The 20,433-nt window shown below is 60.9% G+C and carries 16 protein-coding genes; 9 read left to right on the top strand and 7 right to left on the bottom strand.

What is annotated here, in order from left to right; translation table 11 throughout:
• Positions 1–2: 2 nt before the first annotated feature.
• Entirely contained in the window at positions 3–1,355 is a 1,353-nt protein-coding gene (locus ABWV64_RS02080; RefSeq protein WP_353342618.1) for a M48 family metalloprotease, read from the bottom strand.
• Between the two features lie 84 nt (positions 1,356–1,439).
• Between ABWV64_RS02080 and ABWV64_RS02075 the strand changes: the two genes are divergently transcribed.
• The 6 genes from ABWV64_RS02075 (at position 1,440) to ABWV64_RS02050 (ending at position 10,611) form a co-directional block, all read left to right on the top strand.
• Complete coding sequence (locus tag ABWV64_RS02075) at positions 1,440–2,591, top strand: pyridoxal phosphate-dependent aminotransferase (protein WP_353342617.1); 1,152 nt, start codon at positions 1,440–1,442, stop codon at positions 2,589–2,591.
• A 96-nt stretch (positions 2,592–2,687) separates the two neighbouring features.
• Entirely contained in the window at positions 2,688–3,962 is a 1,275-nt protein-coding gene (locus ABWV64_RS02070) for an N-acetylmuramoyl-L-alanine amidase (RefSeq protein ID WP_353342616.1), read from the top strand.
• Positions 3,963–4,077: 115 nt separating this feature from the next.
• Complete coding sequence (locus tag ABWV64_RS02065; RefSeq protein ID WP_353342615.1) at positions 4,078–6,633, top strand: penicillin-binding protein 1A; 2,556 nt, start codon at positions 4,078–4,080, stop codon at positions 6,631–6,633.
• Between the two features lie 171 nt (positions 6,634–6,804).
• Complete coding sequence (prfB, locus tag ABWV64_RS02060) at positions 6,805–7,929, top strand: peptide chain release factor 2 (protein WP_353342614.1); 1,125 nt, start codon at positions 6,805–6,807, stop codon at positions 7,927–7,929.
• Positions 7,930–8,218: 289 nt separating this feature from the next.
• The gene (locus ABWV64_RS02055) at positions 8,219–9,739 is read left to right on the top strand and encodes an amidase (protein WP_353342613.1); all 1,521 of its coding nucleotides are present in this window, start codon (positions 8,219–8,221) and stop codon (positions 9,737–9,739) included.
• A gap of 53 nt (positions 9,740–9,792) precedes the next feature.
• Complete coding sequence (locus ABWV64_RS02050; protein WP_353342612.1) at positions 9,793–10,611, top strand: DUF2189 domain-containing protein; 819 nt, start codon at positions 9,793–9,795, stop codon at positions 10,609–10,611.
• 13 nt (positions 10,612–10,624) lie between these two features.
• Here ABWV64_RS02050 and ABWV64_RS02045 read toward each other — a convergent pair whose 3' ends face one another.
• Positions 10,625–11,362, bottom strand: coding sequence for a helix-turn-helix domain-containing protein (locus ABWV64_RS02045; protein WP_353342611.1), 738 nt, complete (start codon positions 11,360–11,362; stop codon positions 10,625–10,627).
• Between the two features lie 326 nt (positions 11,363–11,688).
• Here ABWV64_RS02045 and ABWV64_RS02040 point away from each other — a divergent pair, with 326 nt between their 5' ends.
• On the top strand, positions 11,689–12,075 hold the full coding sequence (locus ABWV64_RS02040) for a hypothetical protein (RefSeq protein ID WP_353342610.1): 387 nt from the start codon (positions 11,689–11,691) through the stop codon (positions 12,073–12,075).
• Between the two features lie 206 nt (positions 12,076–12,281).
• Here the strand turns inward: ABWV64_RS02040 and ilvN are convergent, their stop codons facing one another.
• The 5 genes from ilvN to ABWV64_RS02015 all read right to left on the bottom strand — a co-directional run bounded on the left by ilvN (position 12,282) and on the right by ABWV64_RS02015 (position 17,987).
• Complete coding sequence (gene ilvN, locus ABWV64_RS02035) at positions 12,282–12,842, bottom strand: acetolactate synthase small subunit (RefSeq protein WP_353342609.1); 561 nt, start codon at positions 12,840–12,842, stop codon at positions 12,282–12,284.
• A 68-nt stretch (positions 12,843–12,910) separates the two neighbouring features.
• Positions 12,911–14,665 (bottom strand): acetolactate synthase 3 large subunit, encoded by a 1,755-nt coding sequence (locus tag ABWV64_RS02030; RefSeq protein WP_353342608.1) that lies wholly within the window; start codon positions 14,663–14,665, stop codon positions 12,911–12,913.
• 408 nt (positions 14,666–15,073) lie between these two features.
• Positions 15,074–15,685, bottom strand: a complete 612-nt coding sequence (locus ABWV64_RS02025) for a VPLPA-CTERM sorting domain-containing protein (RefSeq protein WP_353342607.1) — start codon at positions 15,683–15,685, stop codon at positions 15,074–15,076.
• Positions 15,686–15,855: 170 nt separating this feature from the next.
• Positions 15,856–16,527 carry a response regulator transcription factor gene (locus ABWV64_RS02020; protein ID WP_353342606.1) on the bottom strand — a complete coding sequence of 224 codons (672 nt, stop codon included), beginning with the start codon at positions 16,525–16,527 and terminating at the stop codon, positions 15,856–15,858.
• A complete protein-coding gene (locus ABWV64_RS02015) occupies positions 16,524–17,987 on the bottom strand; it encodes a cache domain-containing protein (RefSeq protein WP_353344456.1) in 1,464 nt (487 codons plus the stop codon). The genes ABWV64_RS02020 and ABWV64_RS02015 overlap by 4 nt, the downstream gene beginning before the upstream one ends.
• A 271-nt stretch (positions 17,988–18,258) precedes the next feature.
• Between ABWV64_RS02015 and ABWV64_RS02010 the strand changes: the two genes are divergently transcribed.
• Together ABWV64_RS02010 and ABWV64_RS02005 are read left to right on the top strand one after the other, a co-directional pair.
• On the top strand, positions 18,259–19,341 hold the full coding sequence (locus ABWV64_RS02010; RefSeq protein WP_353342605.1) for a TRAP transporter substrate-binding protein: 1,083 nt from the start codon (positions 18,259–18,261) through the stop codon (positions 19,339–19,341).
• 184 nt (positions 19,342–19,525) lie between these two features.
• On the top strand, positions 19,526–20,416 hold the full coding sequence (locus ABWV64_RS02005; protein WP_353342603.1) for a TRAP transporter small permease subunit: 891 nt from the start codon (positions 19,526–19,528) through the stop codon (positions 20,414–20,416).
• The last annotated feature ends 17 nt before the right edge of the window (positions 20,417–20,433 follow it).

Here is a 20,433-nt window from a genome sequence, read left to right as displayed (position 1 = left end):
GGCTATCTCCGTTTCGATGCGGCTTTAGCAGCAAAGATCACATCCTGCGCGCGTTGCCAAGCACCAGAGCCGCGCGGCAACAGGCCCTCGGCGCGTTGGGCATGCACCGCCGCGTCCTTCATATTGCCGCCAAGCGCATGGCGTTCGGCCACCGTCAAGGAGGCCATGCCGTGATTGCCAAGCCGCGCATAAGCCATGCCCAGTTCGCGCATCGCATTGGCGTTGGAGTAATCACGCGCGCGTGATTTTTCGAGCACGGTCAAGGCTTTGCGCGTCGCATCCTTGGTGTCGAGCGCCAAAAGCGCGCGCCCGAGGCTGGCGAGGATCAGCGGGTCATTGGGCGCGCGGCGGGCGGCGGATTCATATGCCGCAACGGCGGCGCTGAACTGGCGCCGCTCGATCAAAAACTGGCCCTTGAGTTCCAACAAGAACGGGTCATTCGGCCGCATCACGATCGCGCGATCCAAAGTGGCCAGCGCCTCTTTGGTTTGGGTCTGGCGGTGATGGGCGATGGCTTGTCGCATCAAGGTGATATCGGGCGAGACGCTCTCTTTGGCGCGGCGCATGGTCCATTTGGGGGCGCGCTGAAAGGCCGAAAGCTTGCCCTTGGCGCGGTCGAACCAATAGCGCGCCTCGGCGGTGTCGCCATCTGGCGTTTTGCTGGCCAATCCGGCGGCGGCGGCCTCCATGCGGCGATACCTGTCACGGCTCATCGGGTGGGTGCGCGCATAGGGGTCTTGGCGCGACGTGCTCAGCGCCTCTTGTCCGCGAAACAGATCAAGCACCTCTAGCGCGCCCTTCGCATCCACGCCCGCCCGCGCCATATAGCGCAGGCCCGAATTATCGGCAGCGTTTTCCTCGTCGCGGGTGTGCGCCATAAACAGCCGCGCCGCCGAAGAGCTGACCCCGAGGCCGATGCCGGAGGCGGCTTTGGTATTGCCGGTGGTGGCCGCCGTCGCCGCCGCAAGTGCAAGGCCCAGCCCCGCCGCAGTGCGCATATTGGCCATATTATTTCGCCGCCGCGTGAGGTGCCCGCTGGCGATATGGGCGGCCTCATGGGCGATCACGGATTGCAGTTGCGCCGCGCGATCCAGTCGCAAAATCAACCCCGAGTGGATGAAAATATGATCACTATCAATCACATAGGCGTTCAGGTTGCTGTCATTGATGACCATGATCTTGACGCGGCTGGGGCTGAGCCCTGCGGCCTTGAGCAAGGGCGCGGCCAATTGGCCCAGCGAATACTCGATATCGGGATCGCGGATCAGGCTGGCGGCGCGCGCCGGTGCGCCGATCAGCGCGGCCATGAGGCACAGCGCAGAGGCGGCAGCCATGAGAGAGCGGAGAAGACGCATTGACGAGGGGCCTTTATCCTTGTGACAAGGAGGGACGAGCGGCGGCGCGTTGCGCGGCCTTTGGCACAGCTTAGGAAGAATTAGATGCGAACATCAAGGCGCGGCGCGGTCGATCCCTTCATTGTGATGGATGTCATGGAAGCGGCGCGCAAGGCCGAAGCCGAGGGCCGCCACATCATCCATATGGAAGTGGGCCAACCGGGCACGGCCGCGCCCGCCGGAGCGCGGGCGGTTTTGGCGCGCGAAATGGAGCGCTCGGCGCTCGGTTACACGGTGGGGCTGGGGCTGCCCGCATTGCGTGCGCGCATCGCAAAGCTTTATGGCGATTGGTATAATCTCGATCTTGACCCGAACCGCGTGGTGGTGACATCGGGCTCGTCGGCGGGGTTTATCTTGGCCTTTACGGCACTGTTTGACGGCGGCGACCGCGTGGGCATCGGCATGCCGGGGTATCCGTCCTACCGCCAAATTCTTAAGGCGCTGGATCTAGAGGTTGTGGCCATCGAGGCGCAGGCGGAAAACCGCTATCAACTGGTGCCGCAGGACTTTGCAAACCGTGATTTGCAAGGTTTGCTGGTGGCCTCGCCGGCGAACCCGTCGGGCACGATGCTTGGCCGCGAGGCGCTCGGGGCGTTGATGGGCGCGGCGGCAGAGCAGGGCGCGAGCTTTATCTCGGACGAGATTTATCACGGCATCGAATATGAGGCCAAAGCCGTGAGCGCCTTGGAGATCAGCGATGAGGCCTATGTCATCAATTCCTTTTCCAAGTATTTTTCGATGACCGGATGGCGCGTGGGTTGGATGGTGGTGCCCGAAGATCATGTGCGCGTCATCGAGCGGCTGGCGCAAAACCTCTTTATCTGCCCGCCCCATGCCAGCCAGATCGCCGCGCTTGGCGCCATGGAGTGCGATGATGAATTGCAATTGAATCTAGAGACTTACAAGGCGAACCGCATGTTGATGCAAGAGGGGCTGCGGGCGGCGGGATTTGACCGTTTCGCGCCGCCTGACGGGGCGTTTTATGTTTATGCCGAGGTCGGGCATCTGACCCGCGACAGCCGCGCCTTTGCCGCAGAGATCTTGCGCGACGCGGGGGTGGCGGTGACACCGGGTTTGGATTTTGACCCGCACCGCGGCAGCAGCACCTTGCGGTTTTCCTATGCGCGCAGCACCGAGGATATCCGCGAGGGTCTGGCGCGGCTCAAGGCCTTTATGGCCGCGCGCGGCCATGTTTAGGCCTAGGTGCAGCCGCTTGGGTTTGGCGCGGATCTGTTGTATCGTAGAGCGTAGAGAGCAAGCCCGAACGGGCAAAAGAGCAGGAAAATCAAGGTAATGTATCCCATTCCTCATCTGCGAAGCTGGGCGGTGATCGCCCTTGCGGCTGTGGTGCTTGCACTTGATCCGGCGCGCGCCGCCGCGCAGCAAGACCCAAGCCCGCCGTCGCCGCCCGCCTTTAGCGCCTTGGCCCGCGCCGAGCCAGGGGGCAGCCAGATACGCGACACTTGGGGCGGTTTGCAGATTGCTTTGCGGCTCAGCCAAGGCGTGCCTTACAGGTTGTTTTCGCTCGAAAATCCGCCGCGTCTGGTGATGGATTTCCGCGAGGTGGATTGGTCGGCGTTGCGCAGTGATACGCTGCTGAACGCGGATCGTGCCCTCTCGGTGCGGATGGGCGGCTTTCGTCCGGGATGGTCGCGGATGGTGGTCGAGCTGGCCGAGCCCATGGGTCTCGACAGCGCCTTGATGAGCATCGATCCCGAAAGCGGAAAAGCCGATTTGAAGCTTGACCTGTCGCCGCGCTCGCAGGAGGAGTTCGCCGCCTTGGCGGGCCTTCCACAGGACCCCCGATGGGATCTTCCCGAGCCGCAGCCCTTGCCGCGCAAACCGGCGCTGCGGCAGGCGGATGATCCTTTGGTGGTGGTGATTGACGCGGGGCACGGCGGCATTGACCCCGGTGCGCAAAGCGGCGGCAGAGTAGAAAAAGATCTGACGCTGCGGATCGCAAAAGAACTTGAAGAAGCGCTTTTAAGGCGCGGAAATTACATTGTTTATTTGACGCGGGATGCTGATTTTTTTGTCTCGCTGGAGCGCCGCGTTGCGATTGCGCACCGCGTGAACGCCGATGTGTTTATCTCGCTTCATGCGGATGCTTTGGCCGAAGGATTGGCCCATGGCGCAAGCGTGCATACGCTTTCGCATCAAGCCTCTGACGAGGCCTCGGCGCTTTTGGCCGAGCGGCATGACCGCGCCGATATGTTGTCGGGCGTGGATTTGACCGGCAAGGACGACGAGATCGCAGGCGTTTTGTTTGATCTGGCGCGCCTTGATACGGGGCCGCGCTCGGAAACCTTGGCCAAATCCATTCTTGCCGCGCTGCGCCGTGCGGGCGGGCCGGTCAACAAACGCGCGCTGCGCCATGCGAATTTTTCGGTCCTGAAGGCGGCGGATATCCCTTCGGTGCTGATCGAGATGGGCTATATGTCCAGCCCGCGAGATCTGGCCAATCTGCTTGACGCGGGGTGGCGGACCAAAATGATCGATGCGATTGCCGAGGCGCTTGAGGTCTGGCGCAACGAGGATGCGGCTGCGGCGGGGCTACGTCGGCAATAGGGGCGGTGCGCGCGGCGGCGGAGCCTTGCCGCAGACAAAGCCGTGACAATGATGTGTTTTGACCCCGCGCGCGCGCATGCGTATATGGGGGGCAAATTGGTGTGGGGACCGAGCTTTGATCAGATTCATCTTTTCCATTTTCGGGGCGTTGTTCAGCCTCGTGACGCTCGGTGTGATGATGATCGCGCTGACCATTGGCGCGGTGTTCTGGATTTACGGGCGCGACCTGCCCAGCCATGAGTTTCTCAAGCAATATCAACCCGCGACCATCAGCCGGATTTATTCGGGCGAGGGGCAGATCATCGATGAATTTGCCAAGGAACGCCGGTTGTTTGCGCCCTCGGACGAAATTCCCGATCTGGTCAAACATGCCTTTATTTCAGCCGAAGATAAGAATTTCTATGTCCACAAGGGCTATGACGCGCGCGGAATGATTTCGGCGGCGGTGGATGCGGTCAAATCGCGCGGGCGTGATGTGCGCGGGGCCTCGACGATCACGCAGCAGGTGATGAAGAACTTCCTGCTTTCGGGGGACCGTCAGGCCGAGCGCAAGATCAAGGAAATCATTCTTGCCACACGGTTGGAAAAGAGCCTGAGCAAGGAGAAAATTCTCGAGCTTTATCTCAACGAGATTTATCTGGGGCAAAACTCCTATGGCGTGGCGGCGGCGGCGCAGACCTATTTCAACAAGCCTTTGGCCGATCTGGCCCCGCATGAGGCGGCGTTTCTGGCCTCGCTGCCCAAAGCGCCCTCCGATTACCATCCGGTGCGCAAGAAGGAGCGCGTGACCAAGCGGCGCAACTATGTTTTGCGCGAGATGGCCGAGAACGGTTACATCAGCGAAGAACTCTATCAGGCCGAGCGAGAACTGCCGCTCAAATCCGTGCAGAACGGCGATTTCGAACCCTTCCGCGATCAATTGCCGCCGCGCGATTATTTTACCGATGAAATCCGCCGTCAATTGAGCAAGGATTTCGGCGAGGAGGAGTTTTTCTCTGGCGGGATGACGGTGCGGGCGACGATTGATCCCGACATGCAGACCGAAGCCGCCGAGGCGCTTCGCGGCCAGCTTGAAGCCTATGATCGCGGTTTAGGCATCTGGCGTCCGACGCGCAAAAACCTGCCCGAAGAGGTGTTGGGCGACGAGACCCAGTGGCGCGAGGCTTTGGCCAAGCTGAACCTGCCGCGCGACATCACGCTGGAGGCGCAATGGTATCCGGCGGTGGTTCTGGAGATCGGCAAGAATGATGCGCGGATCGGGATCGAGGGGGTCGAGACCGTCGAGGAGGGGCACTGGATCCCTGCCAAGGACGTGCAATGGGCGCGCCGGTTGAACAACGACGGCAAGCTTGGACCCAAGGCCAAGGTCGCAGGGGATTTGCTGCGCGCTGGCGAGGTGGTGATGGTGCGCCGCATGGTCGCCGACAGCGACGGCAGCTTCATCCGCTGGACCCTGCGCCAAGTGCCGCAGGTGCAAGGCGGGTTTATGGCGATGGATGTCAACACCGGCCGCGTGATCGCCATGCAGGGGGGCTTTAGCTACCAGCATTCGGTGTTCAACCGCGCCACGCAGGCGCGCCGTCAACCCGGATCGAGCTTCAAGCCCTTTGTCTATGCCTCGGCGCTCGACAGCGGTTATACCCCCGCCACAATCGTGATCGACGCCCCGATCGAGATCAATACGCCGCAGGGGCTTTGGCGTCCGCGCAACTCGTCAAATAAGTTCTACGGGCCGACGCCCCTGCGCACGGGGATCGAGCAATCGCGGAACCTGATGACCATCCGTCTGGCCGAAGAGGTCGGGATGGATATTGTCGCCGATTATGCCGAGCGTTTTGGTGTTTACGAAAACATGGGCCGGTTTTTGGCCAACTCTTTGGGGTCCGAAGAGACCACATTGTTCCGCATGGTCGCGGCCTATGCGATGTTCGCCAACGGCGGCGAGCGGGTTGAACCGACGCTGGTTGACCGCGTGCAGGACCGGTTTGGCAAGACGCTTTACCGCCACGACAAACGCTCTTGCGTGGATTGCGAGGCGCAATTGCTGCCTGCGGGGCTGGGGCCGCGGATCGTTTCCAACCGCGAGCGGGTGATGGATGCGATCACCGCCTATCAGCTCACCTCGATGATGAAAGGCGTGGTCGAGCGCGGCACCGCGGCGCGCACGGTCGGCCTTTCGGTGCCGGTGGCGGGTAAAACCGGCACAACCAACGAGGCCAAAGACGTGTGGTTCGTCGGCTTTACCTCCAATATCGTCGCCGGTTGCTTCATCGGCTATGACAACCCGAAGCCCATGGGGCGCGGGGCGACGGGCGGCGGCATGTGCGGTCCGGTGTTCCAACAGTTCATGAAAAAGGCCACGGCGAAATATGGCGGCGGCGAATTTGCCGTGCCGCCGGGCGGGCATTTTATCAAGATCGACCGTTTCACCGGTGCGCGCCTGTCCGATGATGCCTCTGGCGAACATGTGGTGGCCGAATATTTCCGTGACGGCGAAGAGCCGATTTTCGGCATTACCTTTGACGGCGGCTTTGCCATGGGTGAGGGCTTGCCCTTGATCGGGCGCGACGGCGACGCGGGGGCCAAACAAGTCACCACCTCGACCGGCAAAAAGGCCACCGTTGGCCCCAAGGCCAGCTTCGGCTCGCTCAGCGCGGGCGGGCTTTACTAAGGCCTGCGCGCGCCGATTGGGCACAGGCGGGCGGGGGCAAGTGGCGCGGCGATCTCGCGGATTATCGCAGGTCGCAGCCCCGCGCAGCGCTTGCGGGTCCGTGCGAGGGCCACTATAGTTAAAACCCCGCGCGGCTTGACGTTTTGCGCGGGTTTACCTTGAGGGACCAACATGCGCGCAGAGCTTCAAAATACCGTGGCCGAGATCGAAAAATCGCTTGATCTGCTCTATCAACGGATGGACGGGGAAACCGCGTCGCACAGGCTTGAAGAGTTTAACGCGCGCGTCGAGGATCCGACCCTTTGGGACAATCCCGACGCCGCGCAAAAGCTGATGCGCGAGCGCCAGATGTTGGTCGATGCGATCGACACCCATGCCAAGATCAAACAAGACCTTGCCGACAACATCGAGATGATCGAATTGGGCGAGATGGAAGACGACCAAGAGGTCGTGACAGACGCCGAAGAGGCGCTCAAGGCCTTGGCCGTCGTTGCCGCCGAAAAGGAGCTTGAGGCGCTGTTGGACGGCGAGGCCGATGCCAATGACACCTTCCTCGAGATCAACGCCGGCGCGGGCGGCACCGAAAGCTGTGACTGGGCGTCGATGCTGGCGCGGATGTATGTGCGTTGGGCGGAAAAGAAGGGCTATAAGGTCGAGTTGCAATCGGAAAGCCAAGGCGACGAGGCGGGGATCAAATCGGCGGCCTATAAGATTTCCGGCCACAATGCCTACGGCTGGCTCAAATCCGAAAGCGGCGTGCACCGTTTGGTGCGTATTTCGCCCTATGACAGCGCCGCCAAACGCCACACCTCGTTTTCTTCGGTCTGGGTCTATCCGGTGGTGGATGACAATATCGAGATCGAGGTCAATCCCGCCGATATCCGCATCGACACCTACCGCTCCTCGGGCGCGGGCGGGCAGCACGTCAACACCACGGATTCGGCGGTGCGCATTACCCACAACCCGACGGGCATTGTCGTGACCTCTTCGGAAAAATCGCAGCACCAGAACCGCGATATCGCAATGAAGGCGCTCAAATCGCGGCTCTACCAAATGGAGCTGGACCGGCGCAATGCGGCGATCAACGAGGCGCATGAAAGCAAAGGCGATGCAGGCTGGGGCAATCAGATCCGCTCTTATGTCTTGCAGCCCTACCAGATGGTCAAAGACCTGCGCACCAGCCATGAGACTTCGGACACCAAAGGCGTGCTCGACGGCGATCTCGATGCCTTTATGGCGGCGACTTTGGCGATGGATGTGTCGGGCAAGAGCCGCGCCGAGGCGCAGGGCGAATAATCACGCGCGCGGCGCTAGTCGCGTTTTTGTGTTGGGCTGCGTGCCCTTGCTGGCGGCGGAAATTTGCACCATCGGCCTGCCGCAGTTTTCGGCGCGGATGCGGCGAATATCTCCGCGCTCGGCGGCGCGCATGCCAGCAATCTATGCATTCCCTTGCCGTATCTGTTCATCGGGCTTGCCGCCGGTTGGCTTGAGCGCGCAGGGCGCGCAAGCGCGGGGCTTGCCCTGCTGGCCGCTTTGTCATTACCAATAAGCAGCCCCTCCAAGCGGGCGATGCCTGTGGAGGAGCATGATGGATATTTTGGAGCTTGAAGGCGCGGTGTTGGCGTCGATGTTGGCGCGGCGTGATCTGTCGGCGGCAGAGGTGATGGAGGCGTGCCTCGACCGCATCGAGGCGGCGAACGGGGCGGTCAATGCGGTGGTGGCCTTGCAAGATCGTGAGGCCTTGATGGACGCGGCGCGCGGCGCTGACAATCGCGCTCCAAAGGGCCCCTTGCACGGTATGCCGATCGCGGTCAAGGACCTTGCCAATGTTGCGGGCATCCCGACGACCATGGGCTCGCCCTTGATGCGCAATTTTGTCCCCAAATCCGACACGCTCGCCATCGGGCGCATGCGCGAGGCGGGGGCGATATTCATCGGAAAAACCAATTCCCCCGAGTTCGGCCTTGGCTCGCATACGGTCAATCCGGTCTATGGCGCGACCCACAATCCCTACTGCCACGGCAAATCGGCGGGGGGCAGTTCGGGCGGGGCGGCGGCGGCTTTGGCGGCGCGGATGCAATGGCTGTGTGATGGGTCCGATATGATGGGCAGCCTGCGCAATCCGGCGGGGTGGAACAATGTTTACGGCTTTCGCCCGACCTATGGCCGCATTCCGGGCGAGCCTCTGGGCGATCAATATATGCATCCGCTGGCCACCTATGGCCCGATGGCGCGCACGGTGCGCGATCTGGCGCTATTGCTTGACGTGATGTCGGGTCCCGATCCGCGCGTGCCCTTCAGCGCCCCGCGCGAGGCCGTCTTGCCGCATCTGGAGGCCGATGTGGCGGGCCGCCGGATCGGATGGCTCGGCGATTGGGGCGGGGCCATGGCGATGGAGGACGGCGTCATCGAGACCTGCGAGGCGGGGCTGGCGGGGTTCACGCAGGCCGGATGCACCGTCGAGGCGGCCCCGCCGCCCTTTGATGCGGAGCAAATCTGGCGCGCATGGATCGATTTGCGCGCCTATGCCAATGCCGCCCGCATCGCGCCCTTCTACAACGATCCGGACAAACGCAAACTGCTGCGCGACGATGTGATTTGGGAGGTGGAGCGCGGCATGGCGCTGAGCGGCGCGCAGGTGCAGGCCGCGTCCAATATCCGCTCGGCGTGGTTTGCCGCCGCCGCCAAGATGCTGCAAACCTATGATGCGGTGGTTTTGCCGACGGCGCAGGTCTGGCCCTTTGACGTGGAGATCATGCACCCCAAACAGATCGCGGGCCGTGCGATGCAAACCTATCACCATTGGATGGAAGCAACGTTGCCTGCCTCGCTCTTGGGGCTTCCGGCGATGGGCATGCCTTGCGGGTTCGGGGCGGCGGGACTGCCGATGGGGCTGCAATTGATCGGGCCTTGGATGGGGGATCTGGGGGTTTTGCAAATCGGCCATGCCTATCATCAGGTCACCCAATATCCCCAGCGTTTCGCGCCCGCGCTCGCCCGCGCAGAAAGACGCATTCTAGATAAGCCTTTGACGCCACGAGAAAATTGCGCCCGCTTGGCCCGCGCGAGGGTTGATTTGCGCCCCAAAACAGGTTCTGCTCTTTGACTGTATCGGCGGCGCGCGGGGAGGCGCGGCGCTGATCACACGGGGAGGGCGCAATGCACGATGCAAGCCAAAGCGGCGCGGGCCGCAACCATGAGACGCCGCAACTGGGCGCGCCGCAAATGCGCGCGGTCCGCTTTGCCATGCTGCGCGAGGCGCTGGCTCTGGCATGGGCCGATATGCGCCGCGCGCCGGTTTTTGGCGTGATCTTTTCGAGCGCCTATGTCTTGATCGGCTATCTTCTGGCGATGATCACATGGGCGACAGGGCAAAGCTACTGGCTGGTCTTTGCCGCCATCGGATTTCCCTTGATCGGGCCATTTGCGGCGGTGGGCCTTTATGAGGTCTCGCGCCGGTTGGAGCGCGGCGCGCCCTTGGACATCTACAAGATTTTCGGCGTGGTCTTTGGCCAAAGCAAACGGCAATTGCCGTCGATTTGTGCCGTCATCATCATCGTCTTTTTGTTCTGGTTCTTTTTGGCGCATATGATTTTCGCGCTGTTTTTGGGCCTGTCGACGATGACCAATATCTCGTCAAGCTATGAGGTCTATTTCACCGCCAACGGGTTGACCATGCTCGCCGTTGGCACGGCTGTGGGCGGGGCATTCGCGCTGCTGCTCTATAGCATCACGGTTTTTGCCCTGCCTTTGCTGCTCGACCGCGAGGTGGATTTTGTCACCGCGATGATCGTCAGCTTCAAGACCGTGACCGAGAACCTTTTGCCGATGCTGGTGTGGGGCGGGTTCATCGCAGGGGCGACATTCGCCGCCTTGCTGCCGTGGTTTTTGGGGCTGTTCATCACCTTGCCGCTCTTCGGTCACGCCACATGGCACCTTTACCGCCTGACCGCGGTCGAGGGCAGCACGCGGGGCTGAGCTGCGCGGGGCGTTACTGGAACGGCTCGTCAGGGCGCAACAGGCGCAGGTGGAAGGGCGAGAGGTCTTCTTTGTTGCAAATCCCCGCCGTACGCGCGGTGGTGAGGATTTCGCCGGTCTGATTTCCCAGATGCTCATAGACCATGCGCGTGGCGCGCCGCCCCGTGACGCTTTCGCGCACCGTGCGCGTGGCGTAGCCCTCAAAGAAGTTGGCCTGAAACGAGGTAACCTTGGACAGGAAGTTATAGGTGCAGGTCATGGCGTTTTTGTGCGAGACCAGCGCCGCGATACCTTCTTCTTGGCGCAAGACCAGACCGCGAAATTCGCGCGCGTCCTTTGTGGCCTTCAAACCTTGGTGCAGCATCGCTTTCTTTGGCTCGAACCCGCGCATGATGGTGAACCCGTCCTTGCGCGTGACAAACAACAGGCCGCGGGCATAGAGGCTGTTGTCGATGAAGGCGCGGCGCGAATAGCGATAGAAGCCCGAGGGAAATTCGGTTTCGGGCAGGTTGGTCGAACCGTGACCGACATATTCGGCGATCTCGGGATGGGACAGCAACCCGCTGCTAACCGGCGTCAGGTCTTCGACAGGTTCCAGCAAAATACGCGCATCAACGCCAAAGAACCCGCAGATGCGATGCAAGACATCGGGGCGCGGGAAGCTTTCGCCCGACAGATAGCGGTTAAATTGCGTCCGGTTGATTCCCAAATCGCGGCAAAGACCAGCAACCGAAGGGTAATTGCGGCTCAAATTGCGCAGATTCTCTCCGAAAATTCCGCGTAATTCGACGGGGTCTACATGTGTGTCACGATTTCGGACTCTTTGAGACATTTTTCCCCCGTTTCATGGCGCGACCCCCCGAATTAACGGATTCTCATAGGTTGCATACGCCAAAATCGCATCTTTCTGACGCTAGTTTGATCCTCGTGGGGTGCTTAATAGCATCACATTGCGTCTGATGCGACACAAAATTCGAGTCAGTCGACACTGAAATGGGAATGTTTTTTACCCGCCGAATACGGGAACCTGAGTTCAGGAAATAAACACTCACGGAATGACATCGAGGGGATGACACAATGTTCGGCGTAGTACTTTGGAGCGACACAGAAGACCAAAAGGCAGTGATCTGGTGCGAAGATCATGGCGACCTTGCTTTCTACAACGCAGGGCAGAAAAGCTGCTTTGACGGCGTGTCCTTGGATGCGGGCGATCTGGTTCAATTCGAGGTCGACACCGCCGAGGCAACACGCATTGCGCGCAACCCGCGTCTGGTTGCCGAAGGTCAGTATCCGACGCTGGCGGCCGATCTGGCGGGCAAGGGCGCGGCTGCTGCGGCTCCGGCTCCCAAGCCCGTGCAAGAGACGCCTGCGGCTTCGGTCGAAGGCAATGTGGTGGCGTTCCGCCCCGCTGCTGGTGGCAGCGCGCTGGCACGTCGCAATCGCGTGGCTTCGGCAGCGCTCTAAGACAGCCAAAACAAGACGGCGCTCCCTCGCGCCTGATCCTTGGATGCGTCTGCGCATCCGGCTGATACTCCCAAGGCATGCGGTTCCCCTCACTTGCATGCCGGTCCCAAGGCAAGGGGCGCCGAGTTCTCCCGGCGCCCCTTTTTTGTGGTCAGTGATATCTTGAACGGCGGCGTGGCGCCGCGCCGCGGTGATGCGGCGGCGCGTCAGGCCCCGCGCGACAGCGCCGCAACGCCGGTGCGCGCCACTTCCTCAAGACCCAAGGGGCGCATGAGGTCGGCAAACGCGTCGACTTTCTCCGGCGTGCCGGTGATCTCAAAGACAAAGCTTTCCAGCGTGCTATCGACCACATTGGCGCGGAAAATATCGGCGAGGCGCAGGGCCTCGACCCGTTTTTCACCTTCGCCTGCGACTTTGAACAGCGCCAGCTCGCGCTCGACCGAGGCCCCTTCGACCGTCAGGTCGTGGACGTCATGCACGGGCACGATGCGGCCGAGCTGTGCCTTGATTTGCTCGATCACCTGCGGTGTGCCCGTGGTGACGATGGTGATGCGCGAGAGCTTCCCAAGGTGGTCGACCTCGGCCACGGTCAGGCTTTCGATGTTGTAACCGCGCCCCGAGAACAGCCCGATCACACGGGCCAGAACGCCAGCCTCGTTGTCGACCAGAACCGCCAGAGTATGGCGTTCGGTGACATCGGAAAAATTCGGGCGCAGGTTGTAGGCCGAATGTTTGTTGGAGCCTTTTTTGATTTTTAGAGCAGACATTTATGTGCCTTTCTTAATGTAGTTGATCACGCGTTTTGCGCCCCGCTTGTTGGGGGCGCAAAACAGGCTCACACCAGAACCGCGCCTTTGGCACCGATGGCGTCATCCGTGGCATCGTCGCCCATCAGCATCTCGTTATGTGCCGCGCCCGAGGGGATCATCGGGAAGCAGTTTTCATGCTTTTCGACAAGGCAATCAAAGATCACCGGCCCGTCATAGTCCAGCATCTCCATAATCGCGTCATCAAGCGTGTCGGGATCATCGCAGCGGATGCCCTTGGCCCCGAAGGCTTCGGCCAGTTTGACAAAATCGGGCAGGCTTTCGGACCACGAATGGCTGTAGCGCTCGCCGTGCAGCAATTCTTGCCACTGGCGCACCATGCCGAGACGTTCGTTGTTCAAGATGAACTGTTTCACCGGCAGGTCGAATTGAATGGCGGTGCCCATCTCTTGCATGTTCATCAGCCACGAGGCCTCGCCCGCGACGTTGATCACAAGACCCTCGGGGTGGGCGAGTTGCACCCCGATCGAGGCCGGAAAGCCGTAGCCCATCGTGCCCAATCCGCCCGATGTCATCCAGCGATGCGGATCGTTAAAGCCCAAGAATTGCGCCGCCCACATCTGGTGCTGGCCGACCTCGGTGGTGATATAGCGGTCGTGATCCTTGGTCAGTGCCTCAAGCCGTTGCAAAGCGTATTGCGGCTTGATGATCTTGCCCTCCTGCTTGAAGGACAGGCAATCGCGCGACTTCCATTCGTCGATCTTCTTCCACCATTTGGCGAGACCTTCGGTATTGGTTTTGCGCCCGCGGGCCTTCCACACCTTGAGGATATCCTCAAGCACATGGCCGACATCACCGACGATGGGGATATCGGCGCGGATGACCTTGTTGATCGAGGAGGGGTCGATGTCGATGTGGGCCTTGATGGAGTTGGGGCTGAAATGGTCGATGGTGCCGGTGATCCGGTCATCGAAACGCGCACCGATGTTGATCATCAAATCACAGCCGTGCATCGCCATATTGGCCTCATACAGGCCATGCATGCCCAGCATCCCGAGCCAGTTCTTGCCATTGGCCGGATAGGCGCCAAGCCCCATGAGCGTCGAAGTGATCGGCGCGCCGGTGGCATCGACCAACTCGCGCAAGAGCTGGCAGGCCGCCGAGCCGGAGTTGATCACGCCGCCGCCGGTATAGAAGATCGGCCGTTTGGCGCGTTCGAGCGCATCGACCAATTTGGTGATCTCTTCCATATCGCCTTTGACTTGCGGCTGGTAATGGGAGGTGCGGGTTTTTTGCGGGCCGACATAGGTGCCATTGGCAAATTGCACGTCTTTTGGCACGTCGATCAGCACCGGACCAGGGCGGCCGGAGGTGGCGACGTGAAAGGCCTCGTGGATGGTCGAGGAGAGCGCATCGGTCTCGCGCACCAGCCAGTTGTGTTTGGTGCAGGGGCGGGTGATGCCCACGGTATCGGCCTCTTGGAAGGCGTCATTGCCGATCATGAAGGTCGGCACCTGACCCGAGAAGACGATCAGCGGAATGCTGTCGAGCAAAGCATCGGTCAATCCGGTCACCGCATTGGTCGCACCGGGGCCGGAGGTGACAAGCGCCACGCCCGGTTTGCCGGTCGAGCGCGCATAGCCTTCGGCGGCGTGGATCGCGGCCTGTTCGTGGCGGACAAGGATATGGCGAATGGCGTTTTGCTGAAAGATCTCGTCATAAATCGGTAGCACCGCGCCGCCAGGGTAGCCAAAGACGACTTCCACGCCCTGGTCCTTGAGCGCTTGCACCACCATTTTTGCTCCGGTCATCTGACGTGTCATCTTGTTTGCTCCGTGACTGACTTGACGTATCTTTTGCGCAATAAAAAAGCCCCCGTTTTGGCGGGGGCGCATGGGGTTCCCAGATGGGTGCCGTTACCGGCCCATGCGCCAAAATCCTACATTTACGACTAGCGTGCCCATAGGGGGTGCTCCTTTGCTTGCGTGGGAGACATTATTGACCCCTCTGGGGGGCGTCAACCGCGTTTTGCGCCAATAATCTGTCCTCAGGGGTGTTTTTTTGGTATTTTTGTTGCGCATGGGTGCTTGCCTTCGAAATTATCGCAAAATTATTGCCTGCCGGAAGGCTTGGCCGCCGCGCGCTGCGCAGGCGCGGTGCAAAAAAGGCGGCTCTCGGAGCCGCCTTTGCGCGCGCTGGATGCGCGGTTTGTGTGATGGTGCGCCGATAGGTCAGCTTGCTTTGCGCTTGCGGCGCAGGGCGGCAAAACCGCCCATGCCGGCAAGAAGCAAGGGCAAGCTGGCGGGCAGCGGAACCGCAGGCGCCATCGTGGTCAGCAAAGCATAATCGAGCGCCCATGTGTCAATGCTTCCGTCCAGTTTGACAAGCTCGATTGTATTGATCCCGTCGACAAGAAGGCTCGTGCCGAAGGAGTAGCTATGGGTGACAACCTGTTGGGATTCGAAGACGCTGCCGGTTACCATGGCGATGGAGCCGATGGATGTTCCATTGACGGTGACATCATAGGGGCCGCGATTATCGGCCATTGCATAGGTGCGAAATTCCAAAGACGCCATCGTGTCGCCGATGCCCGCATAGCTATGGGTCCAGCTGACGCCGTTGCTCAAGCCATGCATGTCCGTGATCGGCGATGTCGGATCGCTGCTCATGGCGCCGGTAAAGGTGCTGAAATCGCTCGCACTGCCGGTGCCGATGACCCCATCGGCGCAGACAAATCCGGTGCCAAAACAGTCGATGTCGCCAAAAAGCGACGAGGTGGCGGCCTGAGCAGCAGGAGCGGCAAGGACGCAGGCGCCAATTGCGCCCAATAGAATATGTTTCATGAAAGTCTCCATGGTCGGTAAAATATGTTGTTGTCGGTGTTGTGACACCGTGGCACCGAGTAATCGCAAGGCACAAGAAAACGGTCTCATAAAAGCGGCGTCGAAAAATGACAGCCCGACGCCCCCCCGCTCAGCAATCTGCCGCATTGTTAACGTGGAGTCAATTTTAGTTAAAATCCGGCGCCCGTGCCTTGCAATACCCCATGCTCCAAAGCGTAGCGCGTCAGCCCCGCGGTCGAGGAAATCCCCAGCTTGCGTTTGATGTTCTTGCGGTGGGTTTCCACGGTGCGCACCGAGATGTCCAAGGCGCTGGCCACGTCCTTGTTGGATTTGCCCTGCGCCAGTTGCAGCAAAATCGTTTGCTCGCGGGTGGTTAGCGGCTCGCGCCCTGTGCCTTGCGCGGGTTCCAAAGATCCTTTGGCGCCGGTGCACAGGTAGCGCTCGCCGCGCATCACCGCGTCGATGGCATGTTTGATCTCATCGGTCGGCACGTCCTTGAGAATATAGCCCATGGCACCATGGCTGAGCGCGGCGCCGATGTATTCGGGGCTGTCGTGCATCGAGAGGATCAAAATCCGCGTGCCAGGGCGGCGTTCGAGGATGATCTCCGTCGCGCTCAGCCCGCTGACTTCGGGCATATTGAGGTCGAGCAGGATCACATCGGGGGCGAGGGCTTCGACTTGATCGATGATCGCACGCCCGTTGCTGAGCGTGGCGATGACATTGATGTCGTCATAGCTTTCCAAAATCGCCTCAATGCCTTCGGCGACCATCGGGTGGTCATCGACGATCACAACGCGGATGGGGGCGGAGGCGGGCGGATGGGCGGCGGTGTCGGTCATGAGCGGGTCTTTTCGGTAGGGGCGAGGGCAGGCGCGGCAGGACCCGCGTTTGACGTCTCGCTTTCGGTTTGCGGTGAGAGCATATGGCTCAGCGGCACGATGGCCTCGATCGAGGTGCCTTTGGGCGAGGTTTGAATGCTCAGCGTGCCGCCCAATTGGTCGATACGTTCTTGCATATTGCGCAGGCCCAAACCGCGGCTGCCGCGTCCGGCGGCGACATCGGCAGGCATCCCCGCGCCATCGTCCTCGATCCGCATCAATGCGCCGATCTTATAGCCGCGCAGGGTGATTGTGAGCTTGCTGGCGCCGGCGTGGCGCTCGACATTGGTGAGCGCCTCTTGCGCGATGCGGTAAAGGGCGATCTTGCTTTCGCCGTCGAGGCGGTTGCGGAACGGGACGGTGTAAAACTCGATCTCGATGCCGGTGCGGGTGCCGAAATCATCCGTCAGCGCCTTGAGCGCAGGGCCAAGGCCCAGATCGTCCAAAACGCCTGGACGCAAATCGCGGCTGATGCGGCGCACCTCTTGGATGGCGCCGGACAGATGGGTGATCCCCTTGTCGAGGGTCGGCACCGCGCCGCTGTCTTCGCGCGCAAGGCGGCGGCGGGCGCTGTCGAGCGCATAGCGCACGCCGACAAGGATCTGGCTGATGCCGTCGTGAAGTTCGCGCGCCACGCGCCCGCGCTCTTCCTCTTGGGCGTCAAACACCCGCTGGGTGAGCCGCTTGAGCTTGGCATCGGCAAGGCGGCGCTCGTGGATCGTGATCCCCATGCCGGTGGCAAAAACCGCCAAAAGCGCCGCGAGGGTAATCCCCCCGATGTAGAGAAAGGTGCGTGCGATGCGGGCATTGACCTCGGCGCGGCTGGCGGCAACGGTTTCGAGCACATCGTCGATAAAGATGCCGGTGCCGATCACCCAGCGCCAGTCTTGCAGCCCGATGACATAGGAGACCATCCGCGCCTCTTCGCCGGTCGAGGGTTTGGGCCAGTCATAGGCATGATAGCCGCCGCCCGAGCGGGCGATGGTGATCAGCGGGCCCACGACGGGCGTGCCCGCAGGGTCGGTCAGATCGATCCAGTTGCGCCCGATCAAATCGGTTTTGCGCGGCGCGACGAGGTTGTTGCCCTCATAGTCATAGACAAAGAAATACCCGTCCTGCCCGTAAAGCATAGAGGAGAGGATCTGGCTGACCAGAAGTTTGGCCTCGGCGTCATCGGGCGCGGCCACGCCGTAGATATTGATAAAGGCCGTGCGGGCGATGGACATATAGTTTTTCAGCTCGGCCTTTTTGGCGGCGATGAGCTGGGCTTCGAGGGCGGCGATCTCGCCGGTGGCCAATTGCCGCGACTGGCTCAGCGCCAAAGTCGAGATCAATGCCACCGCAAGGATGAGCGGCACCGTGGCCAGCAAGAACAGCTTGTGCCCATAGCTCAGACGCCGAAGAAACGGCGGCGTCAGCATCGAGAAGGCAGGGCGCAAAGAGGGCAAGGTTGATTCGACCTAAATGGAAGGCGGCCACCATAGGGCGGTTGAACCAAAAGGGCGAGCATAGGCAGGCGCGCGCGAGAGTAAATTCATAATATCGGTCAAAAAATGTGACCGCAGGCGGCTTTCTACGCAATTCTAGGTATTTCCTCATGGGGCAGGCGCGGCTAGGCTCTGCGCACTACATGATCCGCGTTTCGCGCCCGGGAGAGGTGCGAACGCCGTTATACCTTGGGAGGAAAACCATATGGATCGTCGTTCCTTTTTGAAAACATCCGCGCTTGGCGGCACCGCTGCCGCTGCTTCTACGCTGGCCGCTCCGGCCTATGCGCAGGGCAAGCGCACATTGACCATGGTCACCACATGGGGCCGCGGTCTTGCCGGTGTGTTTGACGCCGCCGTCCACGCCGCCGACAGCATCACCGCGATGACAGACGGTCAGTTGACCGTTGACGTCAAAGCCGCTGGCGAATTGGTTGGTGCCTTTGAAGTGTTTGACGCGGTGACCTCCGGTCAGGCCGATATGTATCACGGCGCCGACTATTACTTTGTCGGTCAGCACCCGGGCTATGCCTTCTTCACCTCCGTGCCCTTCGGCATGACGGCGCAGGAACTGGCCAACTGGTATTACCATGGCGACGGCGCGGCCCTGCATGACGAGCTGGGCGAAATCTTCGGCCTCAAATCCTTCCTCGGCGGCAACACCGGCGCCCAAGCGGGCGGCTGGTTTGCAAAAGAAGTCAACGGCCCCGAAGATTTCAACGGCCTCAAATTCCGCATGCCTGGCCTTGGCGGTAAAGCCTTGGGCAAACTGGGCGCATCGGTGCAGAACCTTCCGGGCGCAGAAGTGTATCAGGCGCTGGCCTCCGGCGCGATTGACGGCACCGAGTGGATCGGTCCTTGGGCGGATGAAAAAGCCGGTTTCCAAGAGATCACCAAATTCTACTACACCGCCGGTTTCCACGAGCCGGGTGCCGGCCTGTCGATCGCGACCAACCGCGAAGTCTTTGACAGCCTGCCGGCCGCGCATCAGAAGGTCATCGAGATCGCATCCGCCGAGGCCCACCAGTGGAACCTCGCGCAATTCCTCAACAACAACGGTGCGGCGCTCTTGCGTCTGCAATCGGCTGGCGTGAAAACGCTCGAATTCCCCGAAACCGTTTGGGATGCCTTTGGTAAGGCATCGGAGGAAGTGCACGCCGAGAACATGGGCGATGAACTCTACAAGAAGATCTACGACAGCTACACCGCTTCGATGAAATCGTCGTCGGCATGGCTGCAAAAATCCGAAGGCGCATACCGTGCGCAACGCGACCGCGTTCTGGGCTAAGCCCCGCTTCGACACCGATTGGGCCTCGCGACATGTCGCGGGGCCTTTTCAAAAGGTCTGCTGATCCTCGCGCGCGGGACATGCGCGCGATGCGCAAGGCACATGCCCCGCTCAGCGTTCAACCGGACGCAGGGCAGGCGCAGCCGAGGCAGATGACACCTCGAAAACTGAGCTGGGGACAGGGATGCTGGACGCGATTGTCTGGTTCTTTACGAACATCGGATTGGCTTTCTATCACATGGCATATGCGGTGACGCATCCGTCGATGTGGCTGGATTGGACCAACAAAGAAGCCTTGATGCGCTTCATCTATTTTGGCGGCTCGACCGAGTTCTTCTTTGTCGCCTTCACGCTGTTTCTCGTCGTCACGGCGGTCGGATTTTGGAAACGCGCGTTTATGTGGGGCTGCGTGCGCGGCCTTGAGGGCATGGCCAATGGCATCGGGCGGTTCTTTGCTTGGGCGGGTCTTTTGATGGTGCTGCAACAGATCATCATCGTGTTCATGCAGCGTATTTTTGCCGCCGCCGAGATCAGTTTCGGTTTTGGCAAGGTGCTGAGCCACGACGTGTCGTGGTGGGCCGAAGAGCTCAAGCTTTACAACGCGATGATCGTCGCGCTTTGCGCCACATATACATTCGTTCAAGGCGGCCATGTGCGGGTGGACCTTGTCTATTCGGGCATCTCGTTTCGCGCCAAACGCGTGATCGACATGATCGGCGCGCTGGTGTTCATGATGCCGGTGGCGGTGCTGACGTGGATGTATGGGTGGTATTTCATGTGGCGCCATCTGGTGGTGCCCAAACCTTCGGCTTCCGACACGCTCGAGCGTTTGTTGATGAAGTCGCGCGCTCTGCGCTGGAACGTCGAAACCATCGGGTTCTCGCCCAACGGCTTCAACGCCTATTTCCTCTTCAAGGTGCTGCTTTTGGCCTATGCGGGCCTCGTCTTCTTGCATGCCATTGCCTTCTTCTACCGCTCTTATCTGGAGTGGAAGGAAGGCGAGGCCTCGGACGGCAAATACCTTGATCGTGATACCCTCGGCGAGGGTGAAGAAGCCTATGAGGGCACACACTAACCTTAGGGACAGAACCT

Source organism: Litorivita sp. NS0012-18, from assembly GCF_040371945.1.
Taxonomy (GTDB): domain Bacteria; phylum Pseudomonadota; class Alphaproteobacteria; order Rhodobacterales; family Rhodobacteraceae; genus Litorivita.
The sequence above is the reverse complement of the archived record's forward strand: the minus strand, read 5'-3'. Positions and strand labels throughout refer to the sequence as shown.

What these genes read in the sequence shown, in the direction of transcription:
- ABWV64_RS02080 (WP_353342618.1), bottom strand. Translation starts at nt 1,355, where the DNA reads ATGCGTCTTCTCCGCTCTCTCATGGCTGCCGCCTCTGCGCTGTGCCTC.
- ABWV64_RS02075 (WP_353342617.1), top strand. Translation starts at nt 1,440, where the DNA reads ATGCGAACATCAAGGCGCGGCGCGGTCGATCCCTTCATTGTGATGGAT.
- ABWV64_RS02070 (WP_353342616.1), top strand. Translation starts at nt 2,688, where the DNA reads ATGTATCCCATTCCTCATCTGCGAAGCTGGGCGGTGATCGCCCTTGCG.
- prfB (WP_353342614.1), top strand. Translation starts at nt 6,805, where the DNA reads ATGCGCGCAGAGCTTCAAAATACCGTGGCCGAGATCGAAAAATCGCTT.
- ABWV64_RS02055 (WP_353342613.1), top strand. Translation starts at nt 8,219, where the DNA reads ATGATGGATATTTTGGAGCTTGAAGGCGCGGTGTTGGCGTCGATGTTG.
- ABWV64_RS02050 (WP_353342612.1), top strand. Translation starts at nt 9,793, where the DNA reads ATGCACGATGCAAGCCAAAGCGGCGCGGGCCGCAACCATGAGACGCCG.
- ABWV64_RS02040 (WP_353342610.1), top strand. Translation starts at nt 11,689, where the DNA reads ATGTTCGGCGTAGTACTTTGGAGCGACACAGAAGACCAAAAGGCAGTG.
- ilvN (WP_353342609.1), bottom strand. Translation starts at nt 12,842, where the DNA reads ATGTCTGCTCTAAAAATCAAAAAAGGCTCCAACAAACATTCGGCCTAC.
- ABWV64_RS02030 (WP_353342608.1), bottom strand. Translation starts at nt 14,665, where the DNA reads ATGACACGTCAGATGACCGGAGCAAAAATGGTGGTGCAAGCGCTCAAG.
- ABWV64_RS02025 (WP_353342607.1), bottom strand. Translation starts at nt 15,685, where the DNA reads ATGAAACATATTCTATTGGGCGCAATTGGCGCCTGCGTCCTTGCCGCT.
- ABWV64_RS02020 (WP_353342606.1), bottom strand. Translation starts at nt 16,527, where the DNA reads ATGACCGACACCGCCGCCCATCCGCCCGCCTCCGCCCCCATCCGCGTT.
- ABWV64_RS02015 (WP_353344456.1), bottom strand. Translation starts at nt 17,987, where the DNA reads ATGCTGACGCCGCCGTTTCTTCGGCGTCTGAGCTATGGGCACAAGCTG.
- ABWV64_RS02010 (WP_353342605.1), top strand. Translation starts at nt 18,259, where the DNA reads ATGGATCGTCGTTCCTTTTTGAAAACATCCGCGCTTGGCGGCACCGCT.
- ABWV64_RS02005 (WP_353342603.1), top strand. Translation starts at nt 19,526, where the DNA reads ATGCTGGACGCGATTGTCTGGTTCTTTACGAACATCGGATTGGCTTTC.